Here is a 26,172-nt window from a genome sequence, read left to right as displayed (position 1 = left end):
GCTGCCCCGGCAATAGAGCGATTTCCCAAACCCGGCCTTCAGCGTTTTGTGACAAGCTGGCATCGATCGAGAATCCGCCGGCGGGGGCCGCTCCAAGACATGCATGGACTTTGGCGTCAGTTCTGCCGCGACCAACGCGGCAACTATGCTCTTATGACGGTCGTCGCGATGGTTCCGCTGATGGGCGCCCTGGCAATGGCCGTCGACTTCACCGAGATGAGCCGCGAAAAACAGGCGGTTTCGAACGCGCTCGATGCCGCAAACTTCGCCACGGCGCGCCGGCTGACGGAGGGTGCCACCGACGACCAGTTGCGGGCCTATGCGCTCGACTTCTTCAATGCCAACCTCAACAAGATCAATCCCGCCAATACGACGCTCACCGTTACCTTGCCAAGCAACACCACCGGCGGCGGCTTGCTCAAGATGACCGCGCGGCTGGACTACAAGCCCTATTTCTATCCGGTCTTCGGCCAGCTCGTCGGCAAATCCGAAACCGACGCCAACCAGAGGATCAGCTTCAACATCACCTCGGAAGTGCGGCTGAAGAACACTCTTGAAGTCGCCCTGGTACTCGACAATTCCGGGTCGATGACCAAGACCGGAACGGGCTCGGGGCAAACGCGCATCGACCTTCTCAAGACCGCGGCAAAACAGCTGGTCGACACGCTGGCCCAGCAGGCGGCGATGATCAAGCAGGTCGACAGGCCGGTGCAGTTCGGCCTCGTGCCGTTTGCCGCCTCGGTCAATGTCGGGCCCGGCAACGGCAATGCGCCCTGGATGGATACCGAAGGCCTGTCGCCGGTATCGAACGAGAATTTCGACTGGTCGACGCTGAACGCAGCCGACAAATACGCCCAGCAGACCAACGGCATCTGGTACAAGCGCGGCACCGGATGGGGAACCGACGAAGGCCAGATGCTGACCCGGTTTTCGCTCTATCGCGACATGAAGGTCGTCACCAACCATGAGCGTGTCGTCAACAGCAAGCGCGTGGTGTGCGACGAATACAACCCGAACAACACCTGCAAACGCGACCACGACGAATACGACTACATCGACACCTATGGCCCGTTCGCCAGTTGGCAGGGCTGCGTCGAGGCCAGGCCTTATCCCTACAATGTCAACGACGCGGCGCCTTCCGGCGGCTCGGCGAACACCGGCATAGGGGTCGGCGATCCGGCGACGATGTTTGTGCCGATGTTCGCCCCGGACGAACCCGGCAACCATTGGAGGCTCACCCAGGATCCCGACGAGGCCGCGCCGACGACCTATGGCGCCATCAACAGCTGGTGGAATGACGACCCGACGAGCAGCACCGGCCAATCCCGGCTGCGCAACATGTCCAAATATTTCCAACCGAGGCCGATCAATGCGCCGGCGCTGGCCGCCGGCAACGGGCCGAACTACAGCTGCTCCACCAACCCGATCACGCCGCTGACCGATGTCAGCGTTACCACTGGGCTTACCGCGATCAAGGCCGCGATCGACCTGATGAAGCCCGATGGCGGCACCAATGTTCCCGAAGGCATGGCCTGGGGTTGGCGGGTGGTTTCGAGCGGCGAGCCGTTCACGCAAGGCCGCCCGGAAACCGAGAGAGGCAACGACAAGGTCGTCATCGTGCTGACCGACGGCGCCAATACCTACTACACGCCGTCCTCGCTCAGCCATTCCGACCCCGCCGATTCGAAATCGACCTATGCGTCCTTCGGCTATCTCAACCCAGGCTACAACGGCACTTCGGTGGGCCGCCTGTTCATGGGCACATCGAGCGCCATTGGCCAGTTCGACTATTCGAACGGCAACTACACCAACGCGCTCAACGAGCAGATGGCGACGCTTTGCAACAACGCCAAGGCAGCCAATATCATGGTGATGACGGTGGCGCTCGACCTGTCGACGACCAAAACCGCCGATCAGCAGGCGATCGAGGCGCTGAAATCCTGCTCGTCGAACTCGCGCTTCCGCAAGGATCCAACGGACGCGAGCAAGCCGGCAAAACTGTTCTGGAATGCCACCGGCGCCAGCTTGTCGAACGATTTCAAGGAAATCGGCAACGAATTGTCGAACCTGCGCATCGTCGGCTGATCCTCAGGCTTCGGGGGCTGGCTGGAACAACGGCTGGCGCCGCCATGCACTTGCGCGCGCCTGCCGGGACAGGCACATCTTGGCCGCCTGGATCGCGCGTCCATTCGCGGCGCGCTGGGGAAGAACAGATGCCCGAAACAGCCAATCATCTCGCCTTCGCGCTGGTCTGCCTCGGCATGGTGCTGACGCCTGGCCCCAACATGATCTATTTGATCTCGCGTTGCCTGTCGCAGGGGCCGAAGGCGGGGCTCATCTCGCTTGGCGGCGTGGCGCTCGGCTTTGTCTTCTATGTACTGGCGGCGGCATTCGGCATCACCGCGCTGCTGCTCGCCGTGCCCTACGCCTATGATGCGCTGCGCTTTGCCGGCGTGCTCTATCTCCTGTGGCTGGCCTGGCAGGCGGTGAAGCCGGGCGGACGCTCGCCATTCGAAGTGCGCGAATTGCCGAGGGACCGGCCGCGCAAGCTTTTCGCCATGGGCCTGATGACCAATCTGCTCAATCCGAAGGTGGCCGTGCTCTATCTGTCGCTGTTGCCGCAGTTCATCAGCCCTGGCAAGGGTCACGTCCTGTCGCAGCTCCTGGTGCTCGGCGCGACACAGATCTCGATCAGCCTCAGCGTCAATGCCGTCATCGCGGTGACGGCCGGTTCAATCGCCACCTTTCTCGCCGGACGGCCCTTGTGGCTGGTCATCCAGCGCTGGATGATGGGAACCGTGCTGGCGGCTCTTGCGCTGAAGATGGCGACAGACGCGCAGCGCTGAGAGCTAGCCTACATCGGTCGCCTTATCTGCTGTGCCCGCTCCGGCTCGACCACCTTGCGGTAGAGATGCCAGGTGGCATGGCCGAGCACCGGCATGACGACGGCGAGCCCGGCAAACAGCGGGATCGAACCGATCACCAGAAGCACGGCGACCAGCAAGCCCCACAGCGCCATTTGCAGCGGGTTGGCCATCACCGCCCGGGCCGAGGTCTCGATGGCTGAGACGGCGCCGACGTCGCGGTCGAGCAGCAGCGGGAAGGCAACCACAGTGGTGGCCAGCACGATTACGGCAAAGACAAAGCCCGCGGCATTACCGGCAAGGATCAGCGTCCAGCCCTTACTGGTGGTCAGCACGTCGCGGATGAAGCCGCCGATCGAGGCCGGCGGCTGGTCTCCGAACAGGCCAGTGTAGATCGATTGCGCGGTGTAGAGCCACAACAGGAACAGCGCCACCAGCATGACGCCGATGACGGCGATCGACGGGATCGCGGACGAGCGCCGGACATCAAACGCGTGCCGCCAGGAGGTGTTCATGCCGAGCTCGCGCCGGCGGCTGATCTCGTAAAGGCCGAGCGCCGCAAACGGCCCGACCAGAGCGAAACCCGACATCAGGGGATAGATGAGCTGGATGGCATTGGCGCCGGACGTCCACTGCGTCAGGATCAGGCCGACGATGGGATAGATCAGGCACAGGAACACGTAGTGCGATGGTTTTGCCCAGAAATCCTCGAACCCGAGACGCAACGCATCCCAAAGGTCCGACGTGGTGATGCGGCGCACCGTCGGCTGCACATGCATTCCACGTGCGTCCGCCATGACATGAAAGCCGGCCATAACCTTCCTCCCGTGTGTCGGGGCGGTCACCGCCTGGATGGCCGCCAGAGCTGCCACTTCAAGATCGACAAGCATGATAGCAGAGTTGGCGGCGATTGTCGCCGGGTCAATGGCCTGGGGAGCAACTCCTCGTTGTGTTCAACTCTCCGTATGGCCTCTCATATGGCGTACCTTGGCAGACCTTCGTTTTGGCCAATCATTGTGCTGCATTTTAGCATTTACGCATTTTAGCATTTACTTAAATTACTCGTAGGGATCCCTGGCGTATCACCTGAGCTTTACGAGTTTCGGCGAGGGACTATGTTCGCATTGAAAGCCTTCTGGTCTTCGGAGCGCGGCAACTTTGCCATAACGACCGCCTTCGCTATGCTGCCAATAATGATTGGTTTGGCCGGCGCCGTCGATCTGATCGGCACGAGCCATGACGCCTCGCAACTCCAGAACTCGCTGGACGCGGCTGGGCTCGCCATCGGCACGAAGTTCTCTCCCGATATGGCGGCTGGCGATGTCCAGCAGCTTGGGCTGCAGTTCTTCGCCGCCAATATGAGCGCGGCCGACCAGCAGGAATATTTGGGCAGCGTCTCCGCTTTCGCGGCAACGGCAAGCGGCAGTCCAAGCGCCTACTTTATCTCGCTGTCGTCCAGCATAAGCCGCCCAAGCTTCATCAGCGCCTCGGCCCCCTGGCAGGCCTACCGCTCGGCCTCGGTCAAGATAAAACCTGGCGCACAGGCCTGCGTGCTGGCGCTCGATCCGCATGCGTCCGCCGCCGTGAACCTGCAGGGCTCAACCAACGTCTCGATGGACAATTGCGTGATCGCGGCGAACTCGGACGCGTCGGATTCCGTCAACAGGGGTGGTTCCGCACTGGTTTCGGCCGGCTGTGTCTCAACCGTCGGTGGCACCAGCGGGCTGTTGCCACCCAGCGCCAGTCTCGCCTGCGGAACGCCGCACGAACATAGGTACGCGTCCTTTGATCCATTGGCCGACGTCGTTCCTCCCCCTTACACATTGTGTTTGCCTGTCCCGAACGGCAAAACCTACACGCTGTCGCCCGGCACTTATTGCGACAAGACATTATCGGGGAACATCACGCTTAATCCGGGCGTCTACATCATGCGCGGCACCACCATAAAGCCAGGGGGAAACGGCAGCCTGACTGGCCAGGGCGTGACCATTTTCCTCATGGAAAGCGCTCAGATCTACATAAATGCCAATGAGAAGGTGAACCTTTCCCCGCCCACCAGCGGCCCTTATGCTGGCATCACCATTTTCCAGGATCACGGCAACACGTCTGCCCTGACATTGAATGGTGGCGCAAATTCCGTGCTCAGCGGTTTCATCTACGCGCCGGACGCGCCCATTTCCTACGCCGGCAATTCTGATATGAGCGCCCAGGGCGACTGTCTCAGGCTTGTCGGCAATACGATACAGATGACCGGGAACTCGTCCGTCAAGTCCGACTGCGCGGCGGCGCTTGGAAATCGCACAATGTATGCCGATCGGATGATCACTCTGGTGAAATGAGAGACAACCTGACGTGCGGCGGCGCCAGCGGTAGCGTTGAGAAAATGGCGATAACGCACGGCCGGATCGGTTTCGATGCGAGGCGCAATCCGGCCAGCCTGGGATAGGCAGCGCCGTCGATCGCCTGGTGAAATTCCGCCCAGCATGCCACGCCGATCAGCGTTGTACCGGCCAGCGTCAGTCTGTCGCCCCCTCTTCGATTTTCGCCGCCATGCCCGGCAAAAGCCATGATCGCCATTATCTCAGAGGCATGACCATAGGATCGAAACCCACCCGATCCCGAAGCTGAACAGGCGCATGGTGCTGACCGGCCTCGCAGCCCTGGCGGGGCTCGCCGCCTGCAGCACCGTTTCACTGCCAACCGGTGAAGGCGCCGGGGTCTCCTCCTCCGCCACCAGCACGCTGGCCAGCATCCGCGCCTCGGCCGGGCTCGCGCCGCTGGTCCCCGACCGGCAGCTCGAACAGGCCGCCCTGCAGCAGGCAGGCTACATGGCGCAGCGCCGCCGCATGAGCCACACCACCGGCTGGGGCAAGGATTTCGCCTCGCGCGTCAGGGACAATCGAATTTCCGGTGCCGCGGCGGAGAACATCGCCGAGGGTCGTTTCGACCTCGAGAAGCTGTTCGACATCTGGGTGCATTCACCAGGCCATCGCCGCAACATGCTCGACCCGCGCTTCACACGCTTCGGCCTTGCCTATGTGCGCGACGGCAGCGACAGCAAGCTCCGTTACTGGAGCCTCGTGCTCGGAAAATAGGAAAACGTGCCGGTGCGGTGCGCCACACCCAAGACGATTTGATGGAAAGCTAGTCCATATGCGCCGCCGGCGCGCCGCCGGCTGGCGCCTGCTTCGGCTTGCGCAGCAGGAAAACAAACGGGATGGCAAGCAGCGTCATCACCATGAGTATTTTGAAGTCGTTGACGTAGGAGATCATCATGGCCTGGAGATTGACCATGCGATCGACCTGCGAGAGCGCCGTTGGGTCGCCGCCTGCGGCCGCCGGCGAGACAGCCCACAGATTGGGGTTGAACGGATTGATGAAGGCCGAAAGCTCGGCATGGTTGATCTGCGTGTTGCGCACCATCAACACCGTCACGACCGACACGCCGATCGACGAGCCAAGATTGCGCACCAGGCTGAACAGAGCCGTGGCATCGGTGCGGAAGCGCACGTCAAGCGTGGCGAAGGCGACGGTCGACAGCGGCACGAACACCATCCCCATGCCCAGGCCCTGGATGACGCCGGAGCTGATGATCAGCCAATTGTCCATCTGCGGGGTGAAGCTGGACATGGTGTAGAGCGACTGCGCGGTCAGCAGGAAGCCGATGACGACGAGAATCCTGGCGTCAATCCTGCTCATGAGCCGCCCGACGACGAGCATCGAAATCATGGTGCCGACGCCGCGTGGCCCCATGACGATGCCGATGGTGACGGTCGGATAGCCGAAGATGGTCGACAGCATCGGCGGCAGCAGCGACATGCTCGCCAGGATGAGCACACCCATGACGAAGATGAATGCGAGCCCGGTCACGAAATTGCGGTCGAGGAAGATCTTGGGATCGATGAAGGGGTGCTCGGCCGTCATGGTGTGAATGATGAACACCCAGAAGCCGGTGAGCGAAAGACCAAGTTCGATCCAGATCTCGACCGAGGAAAACCAGTCGACCTCGCCGCCGCGGTCGAGCAGCAGCTGAAGCGCGCCGACGCCGAGCGATATCATGGCGAAGCCGAAGAAATCGAAGCCGCGCACGCGCCGCGCGATAGCCGGCAAATAAGCGGCCATACCGAGAAAGGCGACGATGCCGACCGGCAGATTGATGAAGAACACCCAACGCCAGTTGAAATTCTCGGTCAGCCAGCCACCGAGTGTCGGGCCCAGAATCGGACCCAGCATGATGCCGGCGCCCCAGATGGCCATCGCCTGGCCATGGCGTTCCCTGGGATTGATGTCGAGCAGGAAGGTCTGCGACAGAGGCACGATCGCGGCGCCGAACACGCCTTGCATCAGCCGGAAGAACACCATGGTCTCCAGGCTCCAGGCGATGCCGCACAGCATCGAAAACACGGTGAAGCCGACCACCGCCGTCAGGAACAGTTCCTTGCGGCCGAAGCGATCGGCCAGCCAGCCGGTGACCGGCGTCATGATGGCGGCGGCAACGATGTAGGAGGTCAGCACCCAATTGATGTTGTCAGGCGAGGCGCCGAGATCGCCGGTCATGGTCGGCAGCGCGACGTTGGCGATCGTCGTGTCGAGCGCCTGCATGATCGTCGCCAACATGAGCGCGACCGTGATCAGGCCGCGATGCGGCACTTCTTTGAAGGGTTCGGGCGTGCTCATGGCGTGGAACTTCCAGCAGGTAACAATAACGTGTACAAGGGGTTTCCGGGCGGCAACGCCTTCCGTTGAGAGACCCTCGTCGCGGTGGGACGCGATTGTCGATGTGGGGGTTACATCGACTGAAAGTCTCTAATCAGCGGATGCTTGCCGCCCGGAAACATGAGGACCGACGGGTCCGCGTCGGAGATTTCAGACTTCGGCCAGGCCGCTATGCGGCGTGCCCAAACGCTGATCCTTCCAGCTCCTCCCATCAGACCAATCCTGCTATTCACCTCCGCCGCTGGTCCTGCGGCATTCTGTTGACGTTACTGCGCGGCCTCGCCGGCCGTGGCGTGACCGAAGATCGAAGGCAGGCCACGCGCCACGCCGGTGTCGACGGTAACGGTGGCGCTCATGCCGGTGCGCAACGCCATCTTGGCGTCCGCATCGGTCAGTTCGAGACGAACCGGGATGCGCTGTGTGACCTTGACCCAGTTGCCGGTGGCATTCTGGGCCGGCAGCAGCGAGAACTCGGCTCCCGTGCCGGCGCCGATCGCCTTGACCGTCGCCTCGAAGGTGCGCCCCGGATAGGTGTCGACCACGATCTCGGCCTTCTGGCCGGGCTTCATGTGGGTGAGCTGCGTTTCCTTGAAATTGGCATCGATCCAGGTGTCGCCGGTCTCGACCAGCGAAAACAGCGGCGTGCCGGAACCGACATACTGGCCGACCTTGAACGACGAGGCCTGGCTGACGATGCCGTCAGCCGGCGCCTTGACCGTGGTCTGCGCCAGGTCGTAGGCGGCCTTGTCGCGCGCGGCGAGCGCGGCCATCACGGTCGGATGCTTGTCGGTTTCGATGTCGGGATTGCCGCCAAGGGCTGCCTTGGCGCTGATGATGCCTTGCTCGGCAACGGCGAGCTGCTGCTTGGCCTTGTCGAGATCGTTCTTGGCTTCGTCCAGCGACGATTTGGCGTTGATGCCCTTCTGGGCAAGATCGGCGGCGCGGTCGAACTGCGACTGGGCGAAGGCGACCTGGCTGGCATCGGACTTCTGCTGAGCCATCGACTGGCCATAGGCGGCGCGCAACTGCTCGACATTGAGACGCGCGCCCGCCACCGCCGCGTCGGCCTGCGCCAACGCGATCCGGTAGGGCTCGGGGTCGATGGCAAACAGCTCGTCACCCTGCTTGACCAGCTGGTTATCGAAGATGTCGACCTTGACGATGCGGCCGGCCGTGTCGGAAGCGATCGACACCTTGGCCTGCTGCAGATTGGCGTTCTCGGTCTCCTGATAACGGCCGCCGGTAACCCAGACATAGCCGCCGCCAACAGCCAATGCCGCAGGCAGCGCGACCATGAGCAGGAAGCGGCCCAGCCGGCGCTTTTTCTTCACCGGCGCCGGAGCCGGCTGCACCGGGGGAGCAACGGTTGCCGGGGCCGCGGCCGGCTGCGCCGGCGCTTCCATTTCCAGTTCGGTCACTTTCTCGTCTATCTTGGCTACCGCGTTCATGCTGCTGCGCCCTCTGTGTTCTTCACTTTTTCAATGGACGGCGTCTCGTCGTCGGTCAGGTTGCGGACCATCGCCTCAAGTCCCTCGACGAGGACGCGACGGGCTTCCGGTTTCACGCCGACCAGCGATTCCTCATAGACTTCTCCGGCAATGCTCTTGATCACGGCGTAGGCATCGCTTGCCTTGGGCGTCAGGAAGATCATGCGGACGCGACGATCGGTGGCGTCGGGACGACGCTCGATCCAGCCGCCCTCCTCCATGCGATCGACCAGGCGCGAAACGCTGATCGGCTCGATTTCGAGAAGTTCGGCCAGCCGCGCCTGCGCGACACCGTCTTCCTTGGCAACGCGGACCAAAAGCCGCCATTGCGCCGAAGAAAGCCCCAAGCCACTGGCCCTCGCCTCGAAGCGCTTGCGCATCAGGCGCTGCACGTCGTGGATCAAGAAGCCCAATCTGTCGATGCCATCGGAAACCATGAGCGGGATATATAATAAGCGTGCTCACTATTCAAGGTGCCGCAGTGCACACAAAGCCGACAAATGTGCATGACAGCTTTGCCGGGCCAATCATGGTTATCGATTTGCGAACGCATGATGGCCGCGCCGCCTCTCCGCTGGTCGCGTCTGGCATATTGATGTACAGCCGCTGAACAGGATCGGGGGATCAACGCAATGCCGACGCTTTACGCTCTCAAGCCGGCCTTCCAGGGTCGACTGCGGCCGCTGGTCAATCGGCTGGCGGCTATCGGGGTCACCGCAAACAGCATAACCATCCTGGCGGCCGCGATGTCGATAGCCGCCGGCGCGGCCATTGCGATCCGGCATGAATGGCGCTGGCTGCTGTTGCTTATCCCCGTGGTGATGTTCGTGCGCATGGCGCTGAATGCCGTGGACGGCATGCTGGCGCGCGAGCATGGCCAAGCCTCGACGCTCGGCATGTATCTGAACGAGTTGTGCGACGTCGTTTCGGACCTCGCGCTGATCTTGCCTTTTGCCGTCTTTCCGGAATTTGGCGCATGGGGCGTCGTCGCCTTCGCAATATCGGCCGTGCTGACCGAGTTTGCCGGCGTGCTCGGCATCGCCGCCAAGATCGGCCGCAACTATGCCGGGCCGTTCGGCAAGAGCGACAGGGCGCTGGCGCTTGGCGTCGTCGCTGTGCTGTGCGCCGCAGGGCTGTGGCCGGTATCGATCGCGCCATTTGTGTTTCCGGCCATGGCAACGCTTTCGCTGCTGACCGCCATAAACCGGATACGCGCCGGGCTTATTGGCAGCGCCAGCTGAGCATCGAGGCTCGCCATGCCGCCAGTGGGGCCGCCAGAGGGAAAGACCATGATGCACGACCCGATCGCCGCCGCGGCCACGGAAAGCCTTGCGCGGCAAGCGCAGGAGCGGGTCTTCCGCAGCCATGACGGGACGGAGATCTTCTACCGCTTCTGGCCGGCGGCCTCCGCCGATGCCAACGGCGCGGTGGTGCTCTTCCATCGCGGCCACGAGCATGGCGGCCGCATGGCCCATCTCGTCGATGAATTGCGGATGCCGGACCACGCCTTCTATGCCTGGGATGCCCGCGGCAATGGCCGTTCGTACGGCGAGCGCGGCTATGCCCCGTCCTTCTCGGCGCTGGTGCGCGACATCGACTGCTTCATGCGCGAGATCGCTGAAAGGGATGGCTTCGCCACGCGCGATATCGCGCTGATCGCGCAGTCCTTCGGCGCCGTTCTGGCCGCCGCCTGGGTGCATGACTATGCGCCGAAGCTGCGCGCCATGGTGCTGGCCTCACCGGCCTTCTCGGTAAAACTCTACGTGCCCTTCGCCAAGGAGGGCATAGCGCTCTGGCAGAAGATCAAGGGCCGCTTCTTCGTCAATTCCTACGTCAAGGCGAAATTCCTGACCCATGATCCCGTGCGCATCGCCTCTTTCGAGAGCGATCCACTGATCACGCGGCCGATCGCTTCCAACATCCTGGTCGAACTCTATCAGCATGCAGCCCGCATCGTTGCGGACGCCCGCGCCATCACCGCGCCGACGCAGCTTCTGCTTTCGGGCAGCGATTGGGTCGTGCGCCACGGCCCGCAGCACGAGTTCTTCGTCAATCTCGGCAGCCGCATCAAGGAACGTCATGTGCTGCCGGGCTTCTTCCACGACACGCTGGGCGAACGCGACCGGGCGCAGGCCCTCGACCTGATCCGGCCGTTCCTGGCCAGGCAGTTCGCGGCACCGGATGCGCCGGTCGACCTGAAGCAGGCGGACATTGCCGGCTACACACGCGACGAGGCCGACCGGCTTGCTTCACCGCTCGCTTTGATGTCGCCCAAGGGCCTCTATTGGGCATTCAGCCGCGCCTCCATCCGCATGGGCGCCTGGGTTTCCCAAGGCATGAAGACCGGCATTGCCACCGGCTTCGATTCCGGCTCGACGCTGGATTATGTCTACGAAAACGACGCGCGCGGCCTTACGCCCCTTGGCCGCGTCGTCGACCGTGTCTTCCTGGAAGCCATCGGCTGGCGCGGCATCCGCCAGCGCAAGCTGCATCTCGAAGAACTGATCGGCTCTTGCCTGGCAACGCTCAAGACCACTGGCCGGCCAGTGCATATTCTCGACATCGCCGCCGGCCACGGCCGCTATGTTCTCGATGCCATCGTGAAGAGCCCCGACCAGCCGGCGAGCGTGCGTCTGCAGGATTATTCCGACCTCAACGTGCAGCTTGGCCGCAAGCTGATCACGGAGCGGCAATTGCCGGCTGACGTCACGTTCCAGCGCGCCGACGCTTTCGATGCCGACATGCTCGCCAACGCCGATCCGGCGCCGGACCTCGCCATCGTTTCCGGCCTCTACGAGCTATTCTCGGACAATGCGATGATCGCCCGCTCGCTCGGTGGATTGGCCAGCGCCATGCAGCCGGGCAGCCTGTTGCTCTACACCAACCAGCCTTGGCACCCGCAGCTCGAGATGATCGCCCGCAGCCTGACCTCGCATCGCGGCGGCGAGGCCTGGGTGATGCGCCGGCGCACGCAAGGCGAAATGGACCAGCTCGTCGAAGCCGCCGGTTTCGAAAAGCTCGACCAGCGCATCGACCAATGGGGCATCTTCACCGTCTCGCTCGCGCGGCGCCGCTGAGCAGCATGGTGTCATCGCCTGCATCCGTGGCGCGTGCCGAACCCTATAGCCGGGTGGTCGTCAGGGCAGCCCTGTGGCTGGCCTTCCTGGCGCCGTTCTTCTATCTCAGCTACGGCTTCGCCAACTGGCTGGCGTCGCGGCGCGACGATGTCGGCAGTATCGTGTTCTCGTGGGAGCACGGCATCCCGTTCCTCGCCTGGACCATCGTGCCCTATTGGTCGATCAACCTGTTCTACGGCCTGTCGCTGCTGCTCAACAACGACAGGCAAGGGGTCGACCGTCTGGCCGGACGCTATCTCACCGCGCAAATCGTCGCCGTTATCTGCTTCATCCTGTTCCCGCTGACCGCTACATTCGTGCGACCGGCGACGACCGGCCTGCCGGGCTTCCTGTTTGCCGTGCTCGGCGGTTTCGACAAGCCGTTCAACCAGGCGCCCTCGCTGCACATCGCCCTTTTGGCGATCATCTGGGATCATTGGCGCCACCGGCTCGGCGGGTTGCTCCTGCCGCTCTGGCATGGCTGGAGCTTCCTCATCGGCGCCTCGGTGCTGACGACCTGGCAGCATCACTTCATCGACATCCCGACCGGCGCGCTGCTCGGGTTCTTTGCGCTGTGGCTGTTTCCGCGTAGCGGCGCATTGCCGTTTGCGGGCTTCCGGCTGACCAACGATGCGAAAGCGCGGCGGCTGGCGCGGTTCTACGCGCTGGGCGCCGTCCTCGCGCTGGCCGGTGCCGCGCTCGGTGCCTTCCTTTGCGCTGTCGCGCTCTTCCTGCTTTGGCCGGCGCTGGCGCTGGCCATCGTCGCCTTCGCCTATGCTGGCGCAGGCGAAAAGGTGTTCCAGAAATCCGCCGATGGCAGCATCACGCTTGCAAGCCGTGTCCTGCTCTTGCCTTATCGCCTCGGCGCCAGGGCAAACATATGGGCCTGGACGCGCAATCTTGCCCCCCAGGTGGCGATTGCCGAAGGTGTCTTTCTCGGGCGCTTTCCCACGGCAAGCGAGGCCAACAGCTTCGGCACGGTCATCGACCTCGCCGCCGAACTCGAAAAGCCGGCGACAACCGATTGCCGCTGGATCAGCTTTCCGATGATCGACCTGTTGCCGCCGCCACTGGCGATACGGCAACAGGCAGCCGGCGCGCTGGAGAATGCACGCCGCGACGGCACCGTCCTGGTGTGCTGCGCGCTCGGCTTCCAGCGCAGCGCCGGCGTCGTCGCCGAATGGCTGGTGGCGACCGGCAGGGCCGGGACGCCGACGCTCGCCCGCGAGATGCTCGCGGCCGCCGGCCGGCCGGTCCACCTTGCAGAGGCCACTGGGCGGGCGGCGTCATGACAGGCAATACCTATCAGGACCGCACCGACCGCTTCGCCGGCATGCTGATGCGACAGGCCGCGTGGCCGGCCGCAATCGTGCTGGCCGCAAATGTCCTTGCGCCTCTAGCCGCGTCGGCGCGCGGTGCCTTCGAGACCTTGCCCGCGGCCATCGCTTTGTCGATCGCCGCCGCGAGCGCGGTTGCGGTGCTGGCGCTGTCGGCATTGCTGGCATTCGACGCGCTGCTGTTCCGACTGATGGCGAGCCATGACGACGAAGCTTCCGGCGGTGCCGCGGTAGATGACATGTTGGCGCGCATGCGCCTGAAACCGGCTCCGTTCGCGACACGCTTGCTCGATGACCGCATGGCCGGCACAAGCCGCTTGCTGTTCAAGCAGCGCGCTGCCCTGGCTCTGTTTGCCGCAGCGCTTCTGGCGGCAGGGTTTTGGGCGCCGCGATGAACAAGCTTTCGCTCAAGACCTTCACCTTGCTGCAGACGGTAACCTCCGTCGGCCTGTCGGCTCTGGCCCGGATGGTGACCGGGGTGCGGCCGATCTGGAACGGCAGCCTGCCCTCCGAGCGGCAGCGCATCTATTTCGCCAATCACACCAGCCATGGCGACTTCATCCTTTTGTCGGCCTGTCTCAGCGAAAGGGAGCGCGCGATCACCCATGCTGTTGCCGCAGGCGAATATTGGGGGAAGTCGCGGCTGCGCCGCTTCATCGCGCAGGACATGTTGTCGTCCGTGCTCATCAACCGGCAATGGACGAGACCTGAGGAAAACCCCATCGAGATCATGCTGTCGGTTCTCGACCAAGGGCACTCGCTTATCCTGTTTCCCGAAGGCACACGCAACATGACAGACGAGCCGCTGCTGGCGTTCCGCTCCGGGCTCTACAATCTGTCGACGGCGCGGCCTGAGGTCGAGCTGATCCCGTGCTGGATCGAGAACATGTCGCGCGTGCTGCCCAAGGGCCAGTTCCTGCCGGTGCCGCTGCTGTGCCGCGTCGTTTTCGGCGCGCCTGTCGCGGTTGGCCCGGGCGAAGAACGCCGCGCCTTTCTCGAGCGCGCCCACGCCGCGCTTCTGGCGCTCAACCCGCGTCCCGAGCGAGACGATTGATGCGCCACGAAATCTCCATCCTGATCATCGGCCTGCTGGCGGTTTTGACCACCGCCAGCATCGTCGCCACCATCCTTTCGGCGCGAGCGCCGAAGCCGCTGAGCTCGACGCTTGTCAATCTCACGCAGCGCATCAACGCCTGGTGGGTGATGGTGGCGCTGATGACGGTCGCCTTCTTCTTCGGCCGTTACGGGATGACCATCCTGTTTGCGCTGATTTCCTTCGCCGCGCTGCGCGAATTCGTGACGCTGACGCATACGCGCCGCAGCGACCATTGGGTGCTGCTCGGCATGTTCGGCATCATCATCCCGTTTCAGTACTGGCTGGTGTGGACCGCCTGGTACGGGCTCTTCGTCATCTTCATTCCGGTCTACTGCTTCCTCTTGATGCCGGCCATCACGGCGCTGCATGGCGACACCGAACGCTTCCTCGAGCGGATCGCCGCGCAGCAATGGGCGGTGATGATCTCGGTCTATTGCGTCAGCCACGTCCCCGCCCTGCTGACACTCGACGTGCCAGGCTTCGAAGGCCGCACCTTGCTGCTGATCGCCTTCCTGATCATCGTCGTGCAAGGCAGCGACGTGCTGCAGTACATCTTCGGCAAGCTGTTTGGTAAACACCGGTTTTCGCCGAACGTCTCGCCGTCGAAAACCTGGGAAGGGCTGATCGGCGGACTGGTGTCGGCGAGCCTGCTCGGCGCGCTGTTGTCGTTCGTGACGCCCTTCTCGCCGCTGCAGGCGGCAGGCGTGGCCTTCGTCGCCTGCTCGATGGGATTCCTAGGCGGGCTGGTCGCCTCGGCCATCAAGCGCGACCAGGGCGTCAAGGACTGGGGCCATCTCATCGAAGGCCATGGCGGCATGATGGACCGCACCGACAGCCTGGTCTTCGCCGCCCCGGTGTTCTTCCACATCGTGCGCTATTTCTGGACCGTGTGATCCGGCGACCGGTTGCCAAACGCGCTCAAAGCCGGTTGCGGATCAGCATGGTGACGACGAAGAACGCACCGACCGAGCTGGTGATGATGCCGATCGGCAGTTCCTGCGGCGGCAGCAGCGTTCGGGCCAGAAGATCGCTGGCCAGCAAAAGCACCGCGCCGAAGACGGCGCAGCTGGCAACCAGGCGCAGATGCAAGGGGCCTGCCAGCGGCCGCGACAGATGCGGGATCATCAGCCCGACGAAGCCGATGACCCCGGCGACAGAGACCAGGATCGCCGTCGAGAAGGCGGCGACGAGAAACGTCATTCGGCGCATGCGCGCCACTGGCACGCCAAGGCTTTCGGCGGCGTTTTCGCCGGCCAAGAAGGCATCGAGCCGGCGGTGGTTCCACAGCGCGTAAGCCAGAATGGTGCCCGCACCCAGCGCGCCCAACCAGATATTGTCCCAGCGCGCCAGGCCAAGGCCGCCCATCGTCCAAAACAACACGGAGTGGGCGGCGCGCTGGTCGCCGGCAAAGACCAGGTAGTTGGTCAAGGCGGTGAACATGAAGGACACGGCAAGGCCGGCGAGGATCAGCCGCTCCGGCCCTTGGCCCCTCACCCGCGCGACCAGCAGCAGGACGACGCCGGCGGCCAATATGCCGCCGGTGAAGGCCGCGACCGGCAACGTCCAGATGCCAAAGCTGTCGCCGAAGACGGTGATGACGGAAACAGCACCGGCGGCGGCGCCCGACGACAGGCCGAACAGGAACGGATCGGCGAGATCGTTGCGGGTCACTGTCTGCAGCAGCGCGCCGACTACGCCGAGGCCCGCGCCGACGCAGATGGCCAGGATCGTGCGCGGCAGCCGCAGATCGACGACGATCTTGCCGACCGGCCCGGACACGTCGTGCCCGCCTAAGCCGATTGCGCGGCCAAGCGCTGCTACAACGTCGGCCAGCGGGATCAGCGTCGAGCCATAGGCGATCGACAGCAGAGCGAGAGCGGCGATCGCCGCCGCTCCCGCCAGCATGGCCAACGCAAATGCCGGATGGCGCAAGCTCAAAATGCTTCCGGGTGCATGGCCTTGGCGATCTTGTCGATCGCTTCGATGTTGGCGGGTCCAGGCGTCAGCTCGGCGTAGCGGAGGGCGACGAAGCGCTCGTTCTTGACCGCGTCGGTCTCCTTCATGGCCGGATGCGCTTTCAGGAAATCGAGCAGCTTCCTGTAGCCGCCACCGTCCTGGTAATCGAGCAGGATGAGGAATTGCGGATTGCGCGACGCCACCGTTTCCCAATCTGTGTTGCCCCAGCTGGTGTCCATGTCAGCCATGATGTTGTCGCCGCCGGCGGCAGTTATCATGGCGCTGGGGATGGCGAACTTGCCTGCGGTGAACGGCTTGTCCTCGCCGGAATCGTAGAGGAACACCCGCGTGCCCTTGGCGCTGCCGACCTTGGCGGTGATGTCGGCGAGCTGCGCCTTCCAGCCAGAGACAAGCTTTTCCGCCTCTGTCTCCTTGCCGAAGATCTTGCCCAGCTTTTCGACGTCGCCATAGAGCAGGTCCATCGAGGCGGCGGGGCGGCTCTTGTCGAGATGGACGCAGCTTTCCGTCAGCACCAGCGTCTTGATGCCGTGCGGGGCAAGCGTGTCGGGCGTCACCTCGCCACCCGGCTTCATGCCGTAGTACCAGCCGGCGAAGAAGAAATCCGGCTCGACGGCCACGAGGTTTTCGAGCGTCGGATATTTCGGCGCCAGCTCCGGGATCGAACCCTGCTCTGCCTTGAATTCGGAACCGACCTTGTACCATCCGGTGATGCCCGTCAGGCCGACGATTGACGGCTGCAATTTCAGCGCGAAAGCCATCTCGGCCATGTTCAGATCATGGATGACAGCGCGCTTCGGCGGCGCGTCGAAGGTCAGCGGCTTGCCGCAGCTGTCGACGGTTACCGGGAAGGCGAAGGCGGTCGAGGTCAGCAGCGAGACGGCAAGCGAAAAAGCGAGGCGTTTCACGGGTATGCTCCTTGTGGGTGGGATCGGGTCGACTATGGAACGGCTTCAATCACGACGGCGGCGCGGCACGGTTCGGAACCTCGAACACCGTCAACTCTCGATCCTCGGTCGGATGGCGCAGGCGCAGCACATCGATGCCGAAAATCTCGCGGATCAGCTGTTGGGCCAGCGCTTCGCGCGGTGCGGCGAGCGCTTGCAGACGGGCATGGTTCATCACCGCCACCCTGGTGGCGAAGGGTGCTACCAGCGCCAGATCGTGCAGCACCGCGATCACCGTCATCTCAAAGCCTGCCACGAGGTCGAGCAGTTCGCCGCGGGCGCGCGGGTCCAGATGGTTGGTCGGTTCGTCGAGGAACAGGATTTTGGGCTGCTGGGCGATGGCGCGCGCCAGTTGGGCGCGCTGGCGCTCGCCGCCCGACAGCGAGCCGACGGTGCGGCCAAGCAGCGGCAGCAGGCCGGTCCGGCGCAGCGCATCGACGACAATGTCGCGTTCCTCGCGCCTGCGCCTCAGTCCGGCGTGCGGGACCCGGCCAAGCTCGACATAATCGATCACCGCCAGCCGTGGATCGGGCTGGTCGGTCTGGCCGACAACGGCGATATGCAGCGCCCGCTCGGCGGCCGAAATCCTGTCCAGCCGCCGCCCGCCAAGCTTCACCTCGCCGGAACTTGGCCGCAGCATGCCCGACAGCATGCGCAGCAGCGTCGTCTTGCCGGCGCCGTTGGGACCGATGATGGCAAGGCGATCGCCAGCGGCCACCGAGAAGCTGACCGCCTGGACCAGATTCCGCCCATTCGCCATGGCACAGAGGTCATGGGCTTCGAGAAGCGCTGCGCTCATCGGCTGCAGCCCGCCGGATTGCGGGGACGGCAAAGCGTGCGCATGGTGATGCGATGATCGATGGAGCCGTCCAACTTTCCGTCACTTTCCAAAACTGGCGACGGAAGGAAGCTGGCGAAGCGGCCGACAAGACCGGGACTCGCGTTTCCTCCCGGCACACCCCGTCCGGTCAACTCAGTGATGGCAGGTCTCCTGGCTCGCGGGTCGTTGCGCCATCCTGCCTTCCCAGCCTTGCCGGCCAGTGGCATTCACGGATTTTGCTAGCCGCTTACAGTTGCGGGGGCAGCCACGGCCTCGACCTGAACAGGCCTCACCGTGTTCCCTTTTCACCCCTCGCCTTTCGGCTCGGGGACCATCACCACTTCAGCGTAGATTTCCACCAAACGCTTCGCAATGGATTTCTCGGACGAAGTGGTGGGCCAGCTAACGGAAACAGGCATTGCACGCTCACTTTATGTAATAACATAACATTCTTAGGAGATGACGCGGCCCGCTGTCAAGCGAAAGCCCATGGGATCGGCGCAGATTGCACGGAATGCGCAATTTCGATCAAACTGGCCGCGCCAGGAAACGCCAAGATGATCCGGCCAATGCGAAAAGGAGCCCCATGAACCCGACCGAGAAAGCGCTGTGGTTCGTCGAGAGCCATCTGCCGGAGGCGATCTCGCTTGACGATGTCGCGCAAAGCAGCGGCGTGTCGCGTTTTCATGTGACGCGCGCCTTCGGCGCCGCAACCGGCCGCTCGGTGATGGGTTACATGCGCTCACGCCGGCTGACCGAGGCGGCGCGCAAGCTGGCCGGCGGAGCGCCCGACATCCTCGCCGTCGCGCTCGACGCCGGCTACAACTCGCATGAGGCGTTCACCCGTGCCTTCCGCGATCAGTTCGGCACCACGCCGGAACTGGTGCGCGCGCAAGGCTCGACCAACAACCTCGACCTCGTGGAGCCGATCCTGATGGACCAGTCCTTCCTCACCAATCTCGAACCACCGCGCTTCGAGACCAGCCGGCCGTTCCTGATCGCCGGCCTCGGCGAACGCTACAGCTGTGAAACCAGCGCCGGGATTCCGATGCAGTGGCAGCGTTTTGCACCCTATATCGGCAACATCCCCGGCGAGATCTCAGGCGTTTTCTACGGCGTGTGCCTTAACGGCGACGACGCGGGCAATTTCGACTATGTCGTCGGCGTCGAAGTGTCCGGCTTTGCGGATCTGCCGAAGGACTTCTATCGGGTGCGGGTGCCGGCGCAGAAATATGCGGTGTTCTCGCACCGCGAGCACATCTCATCCATCCGCCGGACGATCAACACGATCTGGAACAGTTGGCTGCCCGACTCCGGTCACGAAATCGCGGATGCACCGGAATTCGAGCGCTATGGACCGGAGTTCGATGCCCACAGCGGCAATGGCGGGCTGGAGATCTGGGTACCGGTGAAGGGGTAGCTCGATCACGCCATCGGCAGCGCCGGCCAGCGATCGATGACCTTTCCGCCGGAAAACACGGCGATCGACCCGAATTGCTGCAGCACGGCCTCGCTCTGCGTCGGCCTTAGAAACGCGTAGTCGCCTGGCCTTGCGGTCGCATCGGCAGGCAAGCCCATGAATTGCTGGTTGGAGGACAGGCCGAGCAGGCCGTTCGTCTTCATGCCTTGGGGGAAGACCGGCTCGGCCATCCACTTGCCGCCATAGAGATAGCAGCCCTTGCGCGGGAAGCGGCCGAGCGCCTGCAGCAGGCGGGTGACGGCCGGCGGGCCAGGCAGCATCGGCTCGACCACTTTCAGGATCGGCGTAGCGATGAAAGCCGCCGGCTGGAAGCCGTCGAGGCCTGGCGTATCGAAGTCGCTGGGCAGCACGAAGGCCGAGCCCATCGACACTTCATTGGCCGCGCCGCCACGATGAAGCAGTGCGGTCTTGCTGCCGCCGATGTTGAGGATACGGCGCTGGTCGGCGCCGAGACAGGCGACGAACGCCGCAGCCTGCGCCGACGCCTCCGCCAATGCCTTTGCCGGTCCGCCGAAAAGGCCGGGAATGAGCGGCGCATGCGCCTCGTAGGCCATGACGCCTTCGCAATGCAGCCGGGCCGGCAACGCGCTCAACGCCTTCGACAAGGCCGCGGGATCAGCAAAGCCGCCGCGATGCAGCCCGACATCGATCTCGAAAGCGATGCGCAGGCCGATGCCGAGTTCGTCAGCGAGAGCACCGTATTCCGCCAGTCTCTCCTCGCTGTCGATCAGCCAGCAGACACGCGACCAGTCGGCATCATCCTTCACCAGCGCAGCCCTTGCCGCACCGATCGGCATCGGCTTGCCGTAGAGCAGATCGGCATCCGGAAACGCCTTCAGCACCGCCTCGCTGATCGGCGGGTGGAAGGTCATGAAGCGCTCATGGCGAAGCGCCTTGCCTATATGCGCAAGCAGCGGCAGGCAGGCGAGCGATTTGTCGACCAGCCGCACGGCCAGGCCGGGATCCAGCCTCCCTTTTACCAGGGCAATGTTTCCGTCCAGCCGATCGCGGTCGAGCAGCAGGCAGGGTCGGAAGATGCCGGCGGTCTTCAGCGCATCCGAGAGGGTGGAAAAATAGGTGCTCATCATTCGATGCCGAACAGGCCGGCCATGTAGGGCGACACGAAGCGGTTTTCCGGATCGATGTCGCGGCGCACCGCCATGGCATCATCCCAGCGCGGGTAGAGCTTTTTCAGCTCCGCCGCTTTCAGGCTGTGCATCTTGCCCCAATGCGGCCGGCCGCCATGTCTGCGGAAGATCGGCTCTGCCGCCCGCATGAACGGCAAAGGATCGTTCGCGGCATCGTGGTGGATGGCGATGGAGCAGGTCGGCCTGTTGTAGAAGGGCGATAGCCAGAACTGATCGGGCGCGACCGAGCGCACCTCCATCGGGAAATAGACCTCGGGAAAACGCTTCTCGGTCAGCTCGATGATCTCGGCCAGCGCCTTCGGCCCTTCCTCGAACGGCAAATGATATTCCATCTCGTTGAACTTGGTCTGCCGGTCGCTGGCATAGACGTTGAGCCAGTCCTGCACGTAGTCCTCGGCGGGAAATTTGGCGGCCGCCGATCGGATCAGGCGGCCACGCAGCGATGGCAGCCAGGCAAGTGAAGTGCGCAGCCTGCGCAGTGTCCTCAAACCCGCCTCGTCCTCTTCCGGCGGCCGCGTGGTGGGTGCGGCATCGCTGAAATCGCTGGCGATGAACTGCGCATAGCCGGAAAACGGAATGTAGTAGAATTCGGCCGAGCGATGCGCGGCCATCATCGCCTCGAAATCACGCAGCATCTCGGTGATCGGCAGCACATATTTGCGGCGGCGCAACCGGTAGGTCGCGATGTTGTTCAGCGTCACTTCGGTGAGCACGCCGAAAGCGCCGAGCGCAACACCGATGGCGTGGATCATGTCCCGATCCCCTGCCCGCTTGAAGTCGCGGACCTTGCCAAGCCCGTCGACGATCTGCACCGTCTCCAGCTGCGTGTGATAGGCGCCGAGCGTCGGTCCCGAGCCGTGCGTGGCTGTGCCCAGCGCGCCGCCGATCGCCTGGCGGTCGATATCGCCCATGTTGGGCAGGCCCTGGCCAATGCCTTGCAGGATGTGCATGAGCGGGCCGAGCCGGGTCCCTGCCCGCACCCGCGCCTGATGTTTTTGCGCGTCGTGCGAGACCAGCCCTTCCAGTCTCTCCAGGGACAGGATCGTGCCCTGCGATTTCACCAGCGGTGTGAAGGAATGACCGGCGCCGGCAACGCGCACCGGGCCAGGCGCGCTCCGGACGAGATCACCGAGTTCACCGGCATCGCCGGGGCTGGCGATCAGCTTGGGCTCGGCACTTACGAAGCCCGACCAGTTGCTCCAAGTGTTCGACATGGCGCTCCCCGCTCAGGCAACCGCACGACGGCGACGTGACACAAGAACGAAGAGACCGAGCAGCGCCACGCTTGCCACCGCGCTGGCGGCGGCGAATTCCGGCACCGGCCGGAAATCCTTGCCATCGATGAGCAGCGACGCCGCAATCGGCCCGATCGCCAGGCCGAACAGTTGGGCTGCCGGCACCAGCAGCACGGCGGTGCGCGTCTCGTCGGCGGTGATCGCCAGACGGATCTGGTAGGGCACGATGAACAGCAGGATAAAGCCCATGGCCAGGGCAGCGACCCAGAACGTCGTCAGGCCGGGGCTGCTGGCAAGAACCAGGGAACTGACAAGCGCCACGACGCCGATCGCCGCGATGGCAAGGCGATAATCGATGCGCGCCTCGAACGCGGTCGCCGTCATCGCCCCCAGGACCTGCACCGCGAGGCTGGCCGAGACGATCAGGCCGACGGTACGGCCATCGATGCCGTATTGCGCGCCTAGCGGCTCCAGGAAGGCCCAGACCGCGCCGAAGAACATGAAGTAGCAGAAGACCGACAGCAGCGCGGTCATCGAGGGAACCGTCAGCACATTGGCCAGATTCTCTTCCTTGGGCAGGTCGGCATAGTCACCGGGCACGGTGAAAGCGACCGCCAGCGACACGACGCAGACGACGGCAAGAACGATGAAGCCACCCTCCGACCCTGCGGCCGGAATGACATAGAGCGCCAGCAACAGGGCGAGCGCGCATTGCGCCAGCGTCTGCATGGTGACGAAATAGCCGCCGATGCGCTCGGCGCGCCGCGAGCGGGCGATCAGTTCGGTGGCGATGGCGACCAGACCGCCCTCGGCGAGCCCGGCAAGGGCGCGGGCCGCAATCAGCATGTTGGCGCTCGCGGCATAGGCCGTCCACACATTGGCCAGCGCCAGCAGCAGCAGAAGGACGGCACTTTTCCAGCGCATATTGTGGGCCGAAAGCAGCATCGCCACGACGGCCGAACCGATGGCAATGGCGATCATCTCGGCGGTGGCGACCAGCGCCAGTTCGTCGCCGCTGACATGGCCTTCGGTGTAGAGAGCTCCGAGCAGCACCGGCTGCAGGCCGAGGATGAGCAGGCCGACCGAACCGATCCACAGGGCCGAGGCGAGCTGCCAGCCGGTCGGATTGCCGACCAGCCAGTCGCCACTGCCTGCGTGGCCGATATCTGTCGAAGCCAAAGGCGCCTCCCAACGTCCTTGCCGCGCGGCAAAAAAGCTGACAACCTGTCAGTATTTCCGAAACTGATACTTGATCATATTTCTTGTCAACCGGAATCTAAAAACCGTGCGAAAGATCGGTGCATGACGGAATTGAAGAGAATGGCGACCGAGCCGAGGCGCAGGCCCAAGCAGGAACGCAGCCGCGAGCGCATCGACGCGATCCTGTCGACAACCATGCGGCTGATCGGTGAAAAAGGCATCGACGCCGTCACCATGAAGGAAGTCGGCATGCTGGCGGGCGGACCGATCGCCACCGTCTACCATTATTTTCCCAACAAATCGGCGATCCTGGCGATGCTCTATGAGCGGTTTTCAGAGGTCAGCCGCGCAAGGCTGACGACGATCATCGCCGATGTCCGCGAGCCGAAGGACGTGATCGTGGCCGCCGACCGGCTGCTCGATGACTATCTCAGCCGTGTCGCCGGCGATCCGGCCATCCAGGATCTGCAGAACGCCATCCAGGCCGACAAGGCGCTCAAGAACCTCGACCTCGCCGAAACGCGGCACCAAGCCAAAATGTTCTGCGACCATGTCATCGCCCTGATCGAGCCGGAAAAGCGCGAGCAGTTCGAACGCATGGTTCTGCTGATCTTCCAGCTTGCCGGCGGTGTGGTGCGCCTGGCGCTTGCCGAGGGCGAAGCGGAAAGCCGCCGCACGATCGAAGATTATCGTTCGATCATTCACACGCAGCTGCGGCTGTTTCTCTAGAGCCGCGCCTATTTCGCCCGATGGACGAGGCCTTCGAAGCCGTGTGTCAGATCCGAAGCGCCGGCCGCGAACATCTTGACGAGGTTTTGCGGACGGCCGGGAGTCTTGTTCGCATCGAGGAGGATGGCCCTGCCCTCATGCATGACGAAATCGAATTTTCCATAGTCGAAGCCGAGTTCACGCCGGCGCTCACGCAATTCGTCGGGCACCGGGACGGGCTCGCGCCGGATCGTCTCCGATGCCTTGACCAGGCCGTTCGGGGAGACGTAGCGGGTGCAGCGCTCGCGCTCTCCGCAAAACACCCAGAAACGAACAGCAAAACCGTCGGGTTCTCTCTCCGGAATGAACTTTTCCACGACGAGATCGTCGCAATCAAAGACGCCGTCTGGAACGTCGCCGAGAGATCCGTGGATCTCATAGGGGTGCAAGATTGGCAAATGCGGAAACGGCGGCTGTTTGCCCGCGCGCTCGGATCGCCGGTTGAGGAGCGTCTCCGGAATTCCCCGATTGTTGAGATTGCTTTTGACGATCACCTGACCTTGCCAGCTGTCGGTTTTGTCGATCAATGCACCACTGATCCGCCGTTTGGATATGTCGGCGGCGCCGATGTTGAGGCAGAATGCAAAACTCCGGGCATAGTCGACATAGTCCGTGGGCGTCACCGTGGCATCGACATGCAATACCGCCATATCGGCGCTGACCGGCTTCGACAGGCCTTGCTGAACCCGAACCGAATGGCCGCGCCTTTTCAATTCCGCAAGAATGTCGAACAGCATGTATGGGCTGCTCCTGCGCAGCAGAATATCGCGCCTGCCCAGGAACCTGTCATGCTCATGCGTTATCACGGCGATACGCGCCACTATCCACCTCCTGGACTGTCTGTAGATGCCTTGAAATGTCTTGGCTTGTCCAACGACCTCTATTAAGCCCCGGTGATATCCAAAATCCAGGCGTGCAGGGGGCCAATGGAATTGCATGACAAATCATTGGGACGATTACCACCGCCATTGGAAACTTCTGGAAGCGCCGCTCCGGCCGACAGCGGAAACCGTCGCTATATTCGATCGCGAACTTGATCTCGGAAATGCCGATGTCCTTCTCTTGGGGGTTACCCCGGAATTGGCAGTTCTGGGCAAGTCGATGTTGGCGGTCGACCAGTCGGCGGCCATGATTTCCGGCGTATGGGCTGGCGACGACGGCTCGCGACGGGCAATTGCCGGCAACTGGCTTAACCTGCCCGTGGACCGCGCAAGCATCGACGCTGTCATCGGCGACGGATGCCTGTCGGCGGTCGCTTCCCAGGCGGCGCGCAGTTCGTTGTTTGGCGAGGTCGCCAGGGTGCTGAAGCCTGGCAGGCGCGCAGCGATCCGCGTCTTCGCACGACCGGAAACGGCGGACGATCTGTGCGGCATCGAAGCTCTGGTTCTGGCCGGCGGGATCGAGAATTTCCACGCGCTCAAATGGCGGATTGCGATGGCGTGTACGACCGACGACCGCGATTTTACCATCAAGGTGGCAACGATCCGCGATGCATTCGGCAGACTGTTTCCGGACCGCGAAGCTCTTGCCGCGCGAACAGGATGGAGCATGAGCTCGATCAACACGATCGACGTCTATGCAGGCTCGGACATAAGCTACAGCTTCGCGACGCTGGCCACGCTGACCAACGAGGCAGCCAACTGGTTCGGCGACGTGCGCGTCGTGCCGAGCGGAAGCTATCCGCTGGCGGAACGGTGCCCGCTTCTGGTGCTCGGTTCGGCCAGGCACCGGTAAGTTCATCATCATGCGCCAAGAGGCGCTCCGAGCGCCTTGACTCCGGCGCGCCGCCAGCCTATTTCAGCGCCACGTTAGCACTCGCCTTTGGTGAGTGCTAACCACATGTCCGGCGCCGCCGGATGGAGGAACTGTTTCTCACCGTTCTCATCGAGGAAGAAAAAATGGCAAAGTCGAAGTTCCGCCCGCTTCATGACCGCGTGGTCGTTCGCCGGGTCGAATCCGAATCCAAGACCGCTGGCGGGATCAT

25 protein-coding genes, 1 pseudogene and 1 riboswitch are annotated in these 26,172 nt (G+C 63.5%); of the genes and pseudogenes, 14 read left to right on the top strand and 12 right to left on the bottom strand.

Annotated features, from left to right (window positions below):
- Window positions 1-99 precede the first annotated feature (99 nt).
- Together AC0L2D_RS13150 and AC0L2D_RS13145 are read left to right on the top strand one after the other, a co-directional pair.
- Window positions 100-2,085, top strand: a complete 1,986-nt coding sequence (locus AC0L2D_RS13150; protein ID WP_027163218.1) for a TadE/TadG family type IV pilus assembly protein — start codon at window positions 100-102, stop codon at window positions 2,083-2,085.
- A 128-nt stretch (window positions 2,086-2,213) separates the two neighbouring features.
- Window positions 2,214-2,846, top strand: a complete 633-nt coding sequence (locus tag AC0L2D_RS13145; protein ID WP_473541254.1) for a LysE family translocator — start codon at window positions 2,214-2,216, stop codon at window positions 2,844-2,846.
- An 8-nt stretch (window positions 2,847-2,854) separates the two neighbouring features.
- Here AC0L2D_RS13145 and AC0L2D_RS13140 read toward each other — a convergent pair whose 3' ends face one another.
- Window positions 2,855-3,679 carry a DUF2189 domain-containing protein gene (locus tag AC0L2D_RS13140; RefSeq protein WP_013532367.1) on the bottom strand — a complete coding sequence of 275 codons (825 nt, stop codon included), beginning with the start codon at window positions 3,677-3,679 and terminating at the stop codon, window positions 2,855-2,857.
- Between the two features lie 300 nt (window positions 3,680-3,979).
- On the opposite strand from AC0L2D_RS13140, the gene AC0L2D_RS13135 reads away from it, so the two are divergent.
- Complete coding sequence (locus AC0L2D_RS13135; protein ID WP_027163217.1) at window positions 3,980-5,203, top strand: TadE/TadG family type IV pilus assembly protein; 1,224 nt, start codon at window positions 3,980-3,982, stop codon at window positions 5,201-5,203.
- On the opposite strand, the gene AC0L2D_RS13130 is transcribed toward AC0L2D_RS13135, so the two are convergent.
- Complete coding sequence (locus AC0L2D_RS13130) at window positions 5,187-5,441, bottom strand: hypothetical protein (RefSeq protein WP_064994135.1); 255 nt, start codon at window positions 5,439-5,441, stop codon at window positions 5,187-5,189. The genes AC0L2D_RS13135 and AC0L2D_RS13130 overlap by 17 nt on opposite strands.
- A 59-nt stretch (window positions 5,442-5,500) precedes the next feature.
- On the opposite strand from AC0L2D_RS13130, the gene AC0L2D_RS13125 reads away from it, so the two are divergent.
- Window positions 5,501-5,959, top strand: a complete 459-nt coding sequence (locus AC0L2D_RS13125) for a CAP domain-containing protein (protein WP_024504847.1) — start codon at window positions 5,501-5,503, stop codon at window positions 5,957-5,959.
- A gap of 49 nt (window positions 5,960-6,008) precedes the next feature.
- Here the strand turns inward: AC0L2D_RS13125 and AC0L2D_RS13120 are convergent, their stop codons facing one another.
- From AC0L2D_RS13120 to AC0L2D_RS13110, 3 genes are all read right to left on the bottom strand, one after another.
- A complete protein-coding gene (locus tag AC0L2D_RS13120) occupies window positions 6,009-7,541 on the bottom strand; it encodes a DHA2 family efflux MFS transporter permease subunit (protein ID WP_013532370.1) in 1,533 nt (510 codons plus the stop codon).
- 305 nt (window positions 7,542-7,846) lie between these two features.
- A complete protein-coding gene (locus AC0L2D_RS13115; RefSeq protein WP_013532371.1) occupies window positions 7,847-9,028 on the bottom strand; it encodes an HlyD family secretion protein in 1,182 nt (393 codons plus the stop codon).
- Entirely contained in the window at window positions 9,025-9,504 is a 480-nt protein-coding gene (locus AC0L2D_RS13110) for a MarR family winged helix-turn-helix transcriptional regulator (RefSeq protein ID WP_183453612.1), read from the bottom strand. The genes AC0L2D_RS13115 and AC0L2D_RS13110 overlap by 4 nt, the downstream gene beginning before the upstream one ends.
- 195 nt (window positions 9,505-9,699) lie before the next feature.
- Between AC0L2D_RS13110 and AC0L2D_RS13105 the strand changes: the two genes are divergently transcribed.
- From AC0L2D_RS13105 to AC0L2D_RS13080, 6 genes are read left to right on the top strand one after another with little or no spacing between them, the layout of a single operon-like run.
- On the top strand, window positions 9,700-10,308 hold the full coding sequence (locus AC0L2D_RS13105) for a CDP-alcohol phosphatidyltransferase family protein (RefSeq protein WP_473541251.1): 609 nt from the start codon (window positions 9,700-9,702) through the stop codon (window positions 10,306-10,308).
- A gap of 51 nt (window positions 10,309-10,359) precedes the next feature.
- Complete coding sequence (locus AC0L2D_RS13100) at window positions 10,360-12,144, top strand: bifunctional alpha/beta hydrolase/class I SAM-dependent methyltransferase (protein WP_473541444.1); 1,785 nt, start codon at window positions 10,360-10,362, stop codon at window positions 12,142-12,144.
- A 5-nt stretch (window positions 12,145-12,149) separates the two neighbouring features.
- On the top strand, window positions 12,150-13,475 hold the full coding sequence (locus AC0L2D_RS13095; protein WP_224620293.1) for a phosphatase PAP2/dual specificity phosphatase family protein: 1,326 nt from the start codon (window positions 12,150-12,152) through the stop codon (window positions 13,473-13,475).
- Window positions 13,472-13,915, top strand: a complete 444-nt coding sequence (locus tag AC0L2D_RS13090) for a hypothetical protein (RefSeq protein ID WP_013532376.1) — start codon at window positions 13,472-13,474, stop codon at window positions 13,913-13,915. The genes AC0L2D_RS13095 and AC0L2D_RS13090 overlap by 4 nt, the downstream gene beginning before the upstream one ends.
- Window positions 13,912-14,574, top strand: coding sequence for a lysophospholipid acyltransferase family protein (locus AC0L2D_RS13085; RefSeq protein ID WP_013532377.1), 663 nt, complete (start codon window positions 13,912-13,914; stop codon window positions 14,572-14,574). The genes AC0L2D_RS13090 and AC0L2D_RS13085 overlap by 4 nt, the downstream gene beginning before the upstream one ends.
- Window positions 14,574-15,509, top strand: a complete 936-nt coding sequence (locus AC0L2D_RS13080; protein ID WP_013532378.1) for a phosphatidate cytidylyltransferase — start codon at window positions 14,574-14,576, stop codon at window positions 15,507-15,509. The genes AC0L2D_RS13085 and AC0L2D_RS13080 overlap by 1 nt, the downstream gene beginning before the upstream one ends.
- Window positions 15,510-15,534: 25 nt before the next feature.
- Here the strand turns inward: AC0L2D_RS13080 and AC0L2D_RS13075 are convergent, their stop codons facing one another.
- From AC0L2D_RS13075 to AC0L2D_RS13065, 3 genes are read right to left on the bottom strand one after another with little or no spacing between them, the layout of a single operon-like run.
- Window positions 15,535-16,521 carry a FecCD family ABC transporter permease gene (locus AC0L2D_RS13075; RefSeq protein ID WP_081714386.1) on the bottom strand — a complete coding sequence of 329 codons (987 nt, stop codon included), beginning with the start codon at window positions 16,519-16,521 and terminating at the stop codon, window positions 15,535-15,537.
- A gap of 29 nt (window positions 16,522-16,550) precedes the next feature.
- Entirely contained in the window at window positions 16,551-17,498 is a 948-nt protein-coding gene (locus AC0L2D_RS13070; protein WP_473541249.1) for an ABC transporter substrate-binding protein, read from the bottom strand.
- Window positions 17,499-17,547: 49 nt separating this feature from the next.
- Window positions 17,548-18,336 (bottom strand): ABC transporter ATP-binding protein, encoded by a 789-nt coding sequence (locus AC0L2D_RS13065; protein ID WP_473541248.1) that lies wholly within the window; start codon window positions 18,334-18,336, stop codon window positions 17,548-17,550.
- A 165-nt stretch (window positions 18,337-18,501) separates the two neighbouring features.
- A riboswitch (cobalamin riboswitch) is annotated at window positions 18,502-18,708 on the bottom strand.
- A 235-nt stretch (window positions 18,709-18,943) separates the two neighbouring features.
- Here AC0L2D_RS13065 and AC0L2D_RS13060 point away from each other — a divergent pair.
- Entirely contained in the window at window positions 18,944-19,777 is an 834-nt protein-coding gene (locus AC0L2D_RS13060; RefSeq protein WP_473541247.1) for an AraC family transcriptional regulator, read from the top strand.
- 5 nt (window positions 19,778-19,782) lie between these two features.
- On the opposite strand, the gene AC0L2D_RS13055 is transcribed toward AC0L2D_RS13060, so the two are convergent.
- Genes AC0L2D_RS13055 through AC0L2D_RS13045 form a run of 3 tightly spaced genes read right to left on the bottom strand, consistent with a single transcriptional unit; the run spans window position 19,783 to window position 23,399 of the window.
- The gene (locus AC0L2D_RS13055) at window positions 19,783-20,922 is read right to left on the bottom strand and encodes an alanine racemase (RefSeq protein ID WP_473541245.1); all 1,140 of its coding nucleotides are present in this window, start codon (window positions 20,920-20,922) and stop codon (window positions 19,783-19,785) included.
- Window positions 20,922-22,199, bottom strand: coding sequence for a D-arabinono-1,4-lactone oxidase (locus tag AC0L2D_RS13050; protein ID WP_473541243.1), 1,278 nt, complete (start codon window positions 22,197-22,199; stop codon window positions 20,922-20,924). The genes AC0L2D_RS13055 and AC0L2D_RS13050 overlap by 1 nt, the downstream gene beginning before the upstream one ends.
- Before the next feature lie 12 nt (window positions 22,200-22,211).
- Window positions 22,212-23,399, bottom strand: a complete 1,188-nt coding sequence (locus AC0L2D_RS13045) for an MFS transporter (RefSeq protein ID WP_127369381.1) — start codon at window positions 23,397-23,399, stop codon at window positions 22,212-22,214.
- Window positions 23,400-23,522: 123 nt separating this feature from the next.
- Between AC0L2D_RS13045 and AC0L2D_RS13040 the strand changes: the two genes are divergently transcribed.
- On the top strand, window positions 23,523-24,149 hold the full coding sequence (locus AC0L2D_RS13040) for a TetR/AcrR family transcriptional regulator (protein ID WP_473541241.1): 627 nt from the start codon (window positions 23,523-23,525) through the stop codon (window positions 24,147-24,149).
- An 8-nt stretch (window positions 24,150-24,157) separates the two neighbouring features.
- Here the strand turns inward: AC0L2D_RS13040 and AC0L2D_RS13035 are convergent, their stop codons facing one another.
- Entirely contained in the window at window positions 24,158-25,126 is a 969-nt protein-coding gene (locus tag AC0L2D_RS13035) for an ATP-grasp domain-containing protein (protein WP_224620299.1), read from the bottom strand.
- On the opposite strand from AC0L2D_RS13035, the gene AC0L2D_RS13030 reads away from it, so the two are divergent.
- Together AC0L2D_RS13030 and AC0L2D_RS13025 are read left to right on the top strand one after the other, a co-directional pair.
- Window positions 25,125-25,922 carry a class I SAM-dependent methyltransferase gene (locus tag AC0L2D_RS13030; RefSeq protein ID WP_013532388.1) on the top strand — a complete coding sequence of 266 codons (798 nt, stop codon included), beginning with the start codon at window positions 25,125-25,127 and terminating at the stop codon, window positions 25,920-25,922. The two genes, AC0L2D_RS13035 and AC0L2D_RS13030, sit on opposite strands and share 2 nt — an antisense overlap.
- Before the next feature lie 164 nt (window positions 25,923-26,086).
- Window positions 26,087-26,172: pseudogene (locus AC0L2D_RS13025) on the top strand (co-chaperone GroES); the annotation flags it as partial.

The sequence above is a fragment of the Mesorhizobium sp. WSM4833 genome (genome assembly GCF_055811095.1).
This window is presented reverse-complemented; position numbering and strand designations above follow the sequence as displayed.